General features: G+C 40.3%; 7 protein-coding genes. 6 read left to right on the top strand and 1 reads right to left on the bottom strand.

Annotated elements, in window-relative coordinates; genetic code table 11:
- Window positions 1–1663: SusC/RagA family TonB-linked outer membrane protein (locus tag AC1DDK_RS17725; protein WP_477634017.1), on the bottom strand; the 1663-nt coding region annotated here is incomplete at its 3' end.
- 501 nt (window positions 1664–2164) lie between these two features.
- Between AC1DDK_RS17725 and AC1DDK_RS17720 the strand changes: the two genes are divergently transcribed.
- From AC1DDK_RS17720 to AC1DDK_RS17695, 6 genes are all read left to right on the top strand, one after another.
- Complete coding sequence (locus AC1DDK_RS17720; RefSeq protein WP_172662736.1) at window positions 2165–3199, top strand: substrate-binding domain-containing protein; 1035 nt, start codon at window positions 2165–2167, stop codon at window positions 3197–3199.
- 264 nt (window positions 3200–3463) lie between these two features.
- Entirely contained in the window at window positions 3464–4630 is a 1167-nt protein-coding gene (locus tag AC1DDK_RS17715) for a glycoside hydrolase family 172 protein (RefSeq protein ID WP_048905699.1), read from the top strand.
- Window positions 4631–4654: 24 nt separating this feature from the next.
- Window positions 4655–5884, top strand: coding sequence for a DUF6786 family protein (locus AC1DDK_RS17710; RefSeq protein ID WP_337716071.1), 1230 nt, complete (start codon window positions 4655–4657; stop codon window positions 5882–5884).
- An 81-nt stretch (window positions 5885–5965) separates the two neighbouring features.
- Window positions 5966–7729, top strand: coding sequence for an L-fucose isomerase (locus AC1DDK_RS17705; protein ID WP_477634016.1), 1764 nt, complete (start codon window positions 5966–5968; stop codon window positions 7727–7729).
- 11 nt (window positions 7730–7740) lie between these two features.
- Window positions 7741–9072: an L-fucose:H+ symporter permease gene (gene fucP / locus AC1DDK_RS17700; RefSeq protein WP_172662740.1), complete on the top strand. Its 1332-nt coding sequence runs from the start codon at window positions 7741–7743 to the stop codon at window positions 9070–9072.
- Window positions 9073–9082: 10 nt separating this feature from the next.
- Window positions 9083–10753, top strand: coding sequence for a ribulokinase (locus AC1DDK_RS17695; protein WP_337716073.1), 1671 nt, complete (start codon window positions 9083–9085; stop codon window positions 10751–10753).
- Window positions 10754–10764: the final 11 nt, after the last annotated feature.

Here is a 10764-nt window from a genome sequence, read left to right as displayed (position 1 = left end):
GCATATCCACCGTATGTTCTCCAAGCTTAAGGTTATAGGTTAATGTATTTGTCCAGGTAGTTCCAAGGTCATGTGTGTTATTTTGAAACACCCTGTTTATGGTATTACTTTTTCCTCCGGCCTCAACCCACTTCGGATCAATTGTTCTGTCGTATTCCATCGTATAATCTACACCAAATTGGGTTTTAAGTGCCAGATTAGGCAGGATCTTCAGATTTGCATAGACAGTTCCCAATGCCTTTAAATAGTTATTCCTGTTGTCTTTTCTTATCAATAGGTCTCTAACGGGGTTGTTAAAGTCGTCCATACCAAGAGGCATGGCTACACCACCCCAGCCTCCATTAAGATCATAAACCGGAATGTTTGGCGGCATCACCAAAAATCCATAAGTACTGTTCACATCATGAATTGCAAGTTTCGATAATGCAAAATTTTCGCCTATAGTTAGTTTGCCTTTTAACAGGTCATAATCATTATTAAAACGCGCTGAATAGCGTTTAAAATTTGAGGTAACCTGTGTACCATTATTATCATAATAATTTAAAGAGAAAAGACTGGTTGACCTTTCGCTTGAGCTGGATATAGTTAGCTGATGATTTTGCTGATAACCAGTTCTGGTTCCTTCTTTAAACCAATCTGTATCTGACGAAGGCATGGTATGATCTGCATTTAACCATTCTATGGGAGTGACCTTGTTTAGTACAGGAACTCCGTTGGCATCCCGATTCCAGTCGTAGTTATAAATACGTATGTTACCAGGACCCGGATCGTCGCCATCATTAACGGTTGCCTGCCATAAACCCTGGCCATACTGCACTGCATTAAGCATATCCGGAACTCCGGTTATTTTGGAAGCACCAACATAACTATCAACTGTTATTTTTGTATTATCACCCTTTCTGCCTTTTTTTGTATTGATGAGAATAACACCACCTGCAGCGCGGGAACCGTAGATTGAAGCCGATGCTGCATCTTTTAATACCTGCATAGATTCGATGTCATTTGGATTAATGTCTCTCAGATTAATAGTAACAGGCTGACCATCCAACACAATCAGGGCAGGAGAGGAGTTCATAGAGGTAATGCCACGTACTTGAATCCCCACATTTTCAGCAGGGTTACCATCTGTTGTAATAAAAACGCCTGGAACTTTTCCCTGCAAAGATCTCATGACATTTGCACTGGGATTTTTTGCAAAATCGTCTCTCGAGATTACACTTATGGCCCCGGTTAGATCAGCCTTTTTTTGCGTCATGTAACCCGTAGATATGGATACCTCTTCCAATGTTTTACTGTCATCAAGTAGGGTAACGTTATAAACATTGCCAGAGCCAATAGGAATTTCTCTGGTTTCCATCCCAATGTAGGTGAAGATGAGATGGGAACCAGTGCTTTGTAAGCTGATGCTGTATTTTCCGTTTGCATCAGTTTGTGTCTTTGCAGTTTCCCCCTTGATAGTGACACTTACACCCTGTAGCGGGATGCCTGCATCATCCTTGACTGTTCCTGTAATAATTCGAGATTGTTGTGTTGCATTTACCTGAAAAGCGTTTGCTTTCAGTGGGTGGTAATTTGCAAGTAAGAAAAAGAAAAAAATCTTTAATACTACTCTGGCATTACCACCATAACGATTACTCGTTTTAGTGTTCTGGTGACCTTTCATAAAAATTTAATTTGGTTTATGGTTAAAAAATGAGCGCAGTAAGTGTTCTCCATAGTTAGAAAAATAGGAGTGCCTCGTCTCAATGATATTAGCTAAAACATAAGCAAAAATTCCAGGGACCGCGTATCCCTAATACTTGCTTACACGTTTAAGCAAAAAGATCAAAAAAATTCCGAAGCGATCTCGGTTCAAAAAATGATTTATAATTGGTGTATATCAAACTTAAGCTTAAACGTTTAAACAAACAAGCAGTTTTTTGTATTTCCTACAACAATTCCATTAAAAAGCTTTGGATAGATTTTCAGAAATGGCATTTAAGCAGGTGAGAATGCACTTTTTGATCAATTCAAATTTTGCTTCGTGATAAATTCTTTACAATAGCTACCTGAAAAGCACTAATCAATTTGGTTTTCAAGATAGTGATACTAAAAGTCTGAAATTAATTAAACAAATGTTTCAATTAATATTTTTATGTTAATCGATTAAGCATACCTTTACGCAATGAAGAAGAAGGTATCCATCAAAGATATTGCACAAACTGTGGGTGTTTCTACCGCGCTGGTTTCTTACGTGCTAAATAATAAAGAAAAAGAAGCACGTGTTGGAAAAGAAATAGCCCAGGTAATAAGAGATACAGCTGTGGAGATGGGGTATCAGCCTAACCAGATCGCCAAAAGCCTGAAAACAGGAAAATCGCATACTTTTGGATTAATTGTCGCAGACATATCCAATCCGTTCTTTGCTAATCTTGCAAGGAATGTTGAAGACGAGGCGAAGAAATTTAATTATACCGTGATTTTTGCAAGTGCGGATGAAAATGCAGAGAAATCTCAAAACCTGATTAATATTTTAACAGAAAGGCAGGTTGATGGTTTTATCATTGCACCGGCTGAAAATTCACAAGACCAGATTGAGGCACTTCTAAAGAACAATATTCCACTGGTACTTATCGACAGGTATTTTAAAGGCCTGGACACCAATTATGTGGTGACTAACAATTATGAGGCCTCTTATCATGCTGTTAGCCATTTAATTGCAGCGGGAAAAACAAATATCGGCATGGTCGCTTATAAAACAGATTTAGTTCATATGCTGGATAGAAAGCGGGGTTACCTTGATGCAATTAAGGATAATAAGCTGTTAAAAGCTAAAACTCCGTTGATCAAAACAGTTGATTTTAATGCTAACCAGGAAGAGATAGCAGTGGGTATTCGTGAACTGTTTGCTCAGAATCCTGCAATGGATGCGCTATTTTTTGCAACAAATACCCTTACTTTAAAAGGATTGAAATCGTTAAATAAAATGCAGTATAGGGTTCCTGACGATGTAGCTATTGTATGTTTTGATGAGAGTGAAGCTTTTGATTTCTTTTATTCTCCCTTAACCTATATAGAGCAGCCATTACTTGAAATGGGTAAAAAGGCTGTTCAGATCTTAATTAAAAACATAGCTGATAAGAAAAGTCTCAATACTCAGATAAGCATCCCATCTAAATTAATTGTTAGACAATCAAGCGCTACGGTTAAAAAGGATTAATTTAATTCCCTGTGTACATGCTAGAACGAGAATGTTACATCAAACCCTAAAAAAAAAATAAAAAAATATTTGTTCGTTTAAACGTTTAAGCTTAAGTTTGATTACACAATCAAATTATAAACCATTTAAAACCGAAGTGCTCAGCATTTTTTTTTATCCTTTTTAGCTTAAACGTGTAAGCAAATTCAAATTTCAGTTATTTGGAGTACACAATTTCAAGAGAAAAGCGTATTAAGTAGCCGAGGTACATCGCAATTTAAAATTATGAGAAAGCTTTTATTACTAATCATCGCAACCATTTTTGTTCTACCGGCAGTTGCGCAAAAACCCCAGAAATTTGATGGCCTTGATATGAATCTTGGTAATCTGTCTCGATTATCTGATGCAAAAACCAGGTCTATTAGTCCGGAGAATTTCACCGGCGAAAAAGGCAAAGGCGGAATGGCTGACCCCGTAAAAAGTAAAGGGCAACGTAATGTAGCCAATGCAGCAAACGAAGCCCGTGATTTGGGAATTGGCTGGAAAGTGAATCCTTTTATAATTGTTAAAAGCGGAGAAACCGTAACTATCGCAGAAATGGAAGGTCCGGGTGCTATACAGCAGATCTGGATGACACCCACAGGAAACTGGCAGTTCTCTATTTTGCGCTTTTACTGGGACGATGAGAAAGAACCTTCTATTGAAGCTCCTGTAGGTGCATTCTTTGGAATGGGATGGGGAGAATATGCTCCATTAAACTCCCTGCCTGTAAGTGTTAACCCGGGAAGTGCTTTTAACTGCTACTGGAAAATGCCTTTCAGAAAGAAATGCAAAATCACTCTTGAAAACATTAATCCAAAAGATGATATGAGGTTATATTATCAGGTAAATTACACACTTACTCCAGTTGCGGATGATGAAGCTTATTTTCATGCACAATATAGAAGATCGAACCCTAACACCACATCTGTTCATACTATAATTGATGGCGTAAAAGGCAAAGGGCAGTTTGTTGGCCTGTATATGGGACTTGGTGTAAACAATAATGGATGGTGGGGAGAAGGTGAAATTAAGTTCTTTTTAGATGGTGATAAAGAATATCCTACTATAGCCGGAACAGGAACGGAGGATTATTTCTGCGGATCTTATAATTTCGACAGAGGCGGTAAATATACAGAATACAGTACTCCATATGCCGGTTTACATCAGGTAATCAGGCCAGACGGAACCTATAAGGCGCAGCAGAGATTTGGAATGTACAGATGGCACATCATGGATCCAATACGATTTGATAAAGATCTTAAGGTGACCATTCAGGATCTGGGATGGAGAGATGGTGGCAGGTATCTGGCACAGAAATCAGATATCATGACTGTTGCTTATTGGTACCAGACGGAACCTCATGGTAATTTCCCTAAATTCCCTTCGAGAGATGAACTCGAAGTAAATTAATCCTGACACTTTAAAACTCAGAACATGAAATTGCTGAAAATTCCATCACTATTGCTGGCAGGAATGATGATCATATCTTGTCAGTCGACCACAAAAAAACAAAATGATATGAAGGTTTTTGAAAAGGGCACGTTTGGCTACGATTTAAACTTTTTGAATGAAAATGACAGTATAGTTGTTTTAAAGAATGATGACGGAAGCGCTCAGCTTGCTTTATCGCCAAAATATCAGGCAAAGGTATTTACTTCAACTGCCGAAGGGCTTGATGGCAAAAGTTTTGGCTGGGTTAACTATAAAGCCTTTGGCAAACCTTTGGACCCGCATATGAACGCTTATGGTGGTGAAGACCGTTTGTGGCTTGGCCCGGAGGGTGGGAAATTTTCCCTTTATTTTAAAAAGGGTGATTCGATGGTGTTCGACAATTGGCACACGCCTGCAGGAATTGACAGTGAAAGCTGGACATTGGTAAAATCTGACGGAAAGCGCGCGTCGTTAAATAAAGAAATGGAGTTGCAGAATTATGCGGGTACTAACCTTAAGATAAAGCTGGAAAGAGATGTAGAGATTCTGGAAAAGAATAACATCGAGAAAGTATTAAATATTAGTTTGGCTGGTAAAGTGAGCTCTGTTGCCTTTAAAACACAAAATACCATCACTAATAGCGGCACCAATGAATGGACAGAGAAAACAGGGGCTCCTTGTATCTGGAGTTTAGACATGTTTAGTCCATCACCTAAAACTGTAATTGTTATTCCATATATTGAAAGTGCCACCGGTAAAGTAGCTACTACAGATTATTTTGGAGAGATTGCTAAAAACCGTATCACTTACAAGAATGGAATTCTGTTGTTCAAAGCCGATGGTAAATCACGTGGCAAACTCGGCATTCCTCCTGGTAGGGTTAAAAATGTTGCCGGTAGTTATGCAGCGGACCAGAATGTGCTTACCATCACGATGTTTGACATAAACAACAAGGCAAAATACTTAAACCAGGAATGGACACCAGACAAAGATCCATTTACTGGCGATGCCATGAATGCCTATAATGATGGACCTTTAGCAGATGGCTCGCAAATGGGACCTTTTTACGAATTAGAAAGTGTATCGCCGCCTACATTCTTGAAACCAGGAGAAAAACACACGCACATGCATAGTGTATTTCACTTTACAGGGGACAGAACCGCTTTAAATGAAATTGCAGTAAAGGTTCTTGGTGTATCTCTGGACGAGATAGCGGGAGCGTTTAAAGATTAAAATCATGTATTCGGATAGCTGGTGGGCGCTTCAATATCTCACCAGCCTTTATCCGAAATTTAACCAAATAAAGATCAGAATATGAACAAATACCCTAAGGTAGGCATTCGGCCTATAATAGATGGCCGTTTGGGAGGCATTCGTGAATCCCTGGAGGATACCACAATGAATATGGCCAAAGTAGTAGCAGCATTATTTAAGCAAGAATTGAAGTATCCTGATGGCAGCCCTGTGGAATGTGTCATCGCAGATTCCTGTATTGGCGGAGTTAAAGAAGCAGCTGCATGTGCAGAAAAATTCAGAGATAATAATGTAGGAGTATCATTATCGGTTACGCCATGCTGGTGCTATGGTTCAGAAACTATGGACATGGATCCGCTATTGCCTAAGGCAATCTGGGGATTTAACGGCACAGAAAGGCCAGGCGCAGTATATTTGGCAGCAACATTGGCAGGCCATAATCAGAAGGGCTTGCCAGCATTTGGGATTTATGGAACTGATGTGCAGGACCTGGGAGACGCTGTGATTCCTGCCGATGTTAAAGAAAAACTACTTCGCTTTGCGAAAAGTGGTTTAGCTGTTGCAATTATGAAGGGCAAGTCATATCTGGCTATAGGTACAGTTTCTATGGGAATTGCAGGTTCAATTGTGGATGCTGATTTCTTTCAGGACTATTTGGGCATGCGCAATGAATATGTAGATTCCTCTGAAGTTTTAAGACGCATACAACAGAATATATTTGATCAGAAAGAATACGAGAAGGCTTTGCAATGGACCAAAAAATACTGCCTGGAAGGAGAAGATTTCAATCGGTCTGAGAAAGTGAAATCAAGAGAAGAGAAAGACAAAGATTGGGAATTCGTAATTAAGATGACGCTTATTATTCGCGATCTGATGATTGGGAATGATGCGCTTGTTAAAATTGGTTATGCTGAAGAAGCCCAGGGACATAATGCAATTGTTTCTGGCTTCCAGGGGCAACGCCAATGGACAGATTTCTTACCTAACGGGGATTTTCCTGAAGCCATACTGAATTCTTCATTCGATTGGAACGGAATAAGGGCACCTTATATGGTTGCAACGGAAAATGATGCACTAAATGGCGTTTCTATGCTATTTAATTATCTTCTGACCAATACCGCGCAAATATTTGCTGATGTACGTACTTATTGGAGTCCGGAGGCTGTAGAACGGGTATCTGGCTGGAAGCCTAATAACCTTGCAGAGGCTGGATTTATTCATTTGATAAACTCAGGCTCAGCAACTTTGGATGGCACAGGAAGACAAACAGTGAATGGCAAACCTGTGATGAAGCCGTTCTGGAGCATTGATGAACAAGAGGCTGAGGAATGTCTGAAAGCAACCACTTGGTATCCTGCAAATCTCGACTATTTTCGTGGGGGAGGCTATTCATCCAATTTTCTTACCAAGGGAGAGATGCCCGTAACCATGTGCCGACTAAATCTGGTTAAGGGCCTTGGCCCCGTACTTCAGATTGCCGAAGGCTGGACAGTGGATTTACCTGAAAACGTACATAAGGTATTGGATGAACGTACTGACCGTACCTGGCCAACAACCTGGTTTGTTCCGCGTTTAAACGGAAGCGGTGCTTTTAAAGACGTTTATTCAGTTATGTCGAACTGGGGCGCCAATCATGGAGCGATAAGTTATGGGCATATTGGAGCTGATCTGATCACCCTGGCCTCAATGCTCAGAATTCCGGTAAACATGCATAATGTTGCTTCAAGCGATATCTTTCGCCCTTCAGCATGGTCTTCATTTGGAATRGATACCGAAGGCTCGGATTACAGGGCATGTCAAGTTTACGGATCATTATACAGTTAAGCACCTATCTGATGAATAAAAAATCAACTTCACTGTTCAGAACAGAAACCGGCAAGAGTTATCTCATGCCCTTTATTTTCATATGCAGCTTATTCCTTTTGTGGGGTTTTGCACATGGTTTGTTGGATGTGCTGGACAAGCATTTTCAGAATATATTGCATGTATCAAAAGCACAATCTGGCTTTATACAATTTTCATTGTACATCGGTTATCTGGCTATGGCTGTGCCAGCCGGGTTGTTTATGAAGCGATTCGGTTATCAAAAAGGAATCATTTTAGGGCTGGTTTTATTTGCCATTGGTGCCTTTCTTTTTTACCCGGCAGCTAAACTACAAGCATTTATACCATTTCTGCTTGCATTATTTGTACTGGCATGCGGACTGGCTTGTCTGGAAACTGCAGCCAATCCTTACTCAACTATTCTTGGGCCAAAGGAGTATGCCGCAAGACGGATCAATATTTCTCAATCTTTTAACGGTTTAGGTTGGATATTGGGCCCTTTAATGGGCGGCTTGTTCATCTTTGGAACCGAGCATACGCCTGGCGTAGATAAATTCGATTCCATGGTTAAGCCATACATGATGGTTGGTGGAATCGTTGTGGTTGTTGCATTGATTTTTATGCTCATCAAGCTTCCTGAAGTGAAAGAAGCCAGTGACACCGAAACAGCCGAAGATCCGCCGATGCGCAATTTACTGAAGCACCCGGCTTTTGTATTGGCTGTAATTGCGCAGTTTCTTTATGTGGCTGCCCAAACCGGTGTTAATTCGTTCTTTATTAACTATGTAACAGAGACCATACCTAATGTAACAGGACCAGTTCAGGATATAATGCAACACTTAGGTTGGTTTGGTGAAGTGTTTACACCAAAAAATCCTGAGCAGGCAGCATCTCTTATTCTTGCAATTGGCGGCATGGGCCTTTTTTGGATAGGCCGCTTATCTGGCTCATATATGATGAAATATTTATCGCCGCAGAAACTCCTTGGAATATATGCCTTGGTTAATACAGTATTGGTATTTATAGTATTATTAGAGATAGGATGGTTTTCTGTAGTAGCCCTATTTTTTACTTATTTCTTTATGTCGATCATGTTTCCGACAATCTTTGCCTTGGGTATATATGATTTAGGGCCGTTAACCAAAAAAGGAGCGTCATTTTTGGTAATGGCAGTTGCAGGTGGCGCGTTTTGTCCGCCGATAATGGGCCTTATAGGTGATCACTTTGGGATGTCTATTGCCTTTATCATACCAATGGTATGTTTCGCATTTATTGCCTGGTATGCTATAAAAGGAATAGGGAAAAAGATTGACGCTAAAAACATTTCATTGCAGCACCATTAAACAGAGTCAAATGACAAATCAAGATTATTGTATAGGAGTTGATTTTGGAACAGATTCTGTCAGATCCATTATTGTTAATGCACATAATGGTGACGAAGTTGCTTCGTCTTCGTTTATCTACCCAAGATGGAATGACGGACTTTATTGCAACGCCAGTCAGAATCAATTCAGGCAACACCCACTAGATTATATTGAGGGGATAGTACATACTATAAAAGAGTGTTTAAGGCAGGGTGGAACATTTGTAGCTACAAATATCAGAGCAATATCTATCGCTACCACAGGCTCGACTCCGATAGCCGTAAATGACAAAGGAATTCCACTGGCATTGCTACCTGAGTTTGAATCTGATGCTGATGCGATGTTTATTCTTTGGAAAGACCACACCGCAGTTAAAGAAGCTTCCGAAATTAATGCACACGCAAATAAACATAACCCTGATTACACTTTATATTCCGGAGGTATTTACTCCTCAGAATGGTTCTGGTCGAAGCTATTACATATCCTGCGAAAAAACGAGCTTGTCAGAAATGCTGCTTATACCTGGGTTGAACATTGTGACTGGATGCCATTTCTGCTAACCGGAGGTAAAAAAGCCACGGAAATAAAGCGAAGTGTATGCGCCGCCGGACATAAAGGTTTGTGGGCCGAAGAGCATGGTGGTTTTCCTCCTGATCACTTCTTCTCTACACTTGATCCACTATTAACCGGATATTCGGCTACTTTAGGTAAGGAGGTTTATACCTCAGATAAAGCAGCCGGTAGGTTAAATGGAGAATGGGCTGAACGATTGGGATTGAGTACAGATGTTTTAGTGGGTATTGGTGCAATCGATGCACATATGGGTGCCGTAGGTGGACAAATAGAACCTTATTACCTGAGCAAAGTAATTGGTACATCTACCTGTGATATGTTGGTTGCACCAAAAAAAGATATAAAAGAAACCGTAGTTAAAGGAATATGTGGACAGGTTGATGGCTCTATTATTCCCGGAATGATAGGCATGGAGGCTGGACAGTCGGCCTTTGGCGATGCATATGCTTGGTTTAGGAATCTTTTATCATGGCCTTTACAGCATTTAGTTTCCGGTTCAGCTGGAATTGATGCAGCAAATTCGAAAATAATTCCGGAGAATATTTCTCAGCAGCTATTGGCTGAGTTGGAGAAATATGCGGCGGCATTAGAATTTAATGATCAGAGTGAACTGTCTGTTGATTGGTTTAACGGCCGCAGAACACCTGATGCCAATCAATTACTGAAAGGTGCGATAACAGGTATAAACCTGGGGAGCAATGCGCCTTCCATATACCGATCAATTGTAGAAGCTACCTGTTTTGGCTCAAAAAGTATCTCCAACAGGTTTAAAGCTGAGGGCATTGCCATAAAAGGTTTGATAGGTGTGGGCGGTATCGCAAAGAAATCACCATTTGTAATGCAGACGCTCGCAAATGTCATGAATATGCCTATCCGTGTCCACCAGTCTGAACAGACTTGTGCACTGGGAGCCGTAATGTTTGCCGCAACCGTTGCGGGTATCTATTCTAATGTGAATGAAGCAATGAACGCAATAGGGAAAGGATTTGATAAAACCTACCATCCTGATGACAGACTGGCACATTTGTATGACTTGAGGTACGAAAAATATGAAAGATTAGGAAAATATCTGGAAACAACTATTTAATTATAACCATC

The organism is Pedobacter sp. 05T44 (assembly GCF_056395985.1).
Note: the sequence above shows the minus strand (reverse complement) of the source record. Positions and strands in the feature narration are given on the sequence as shown.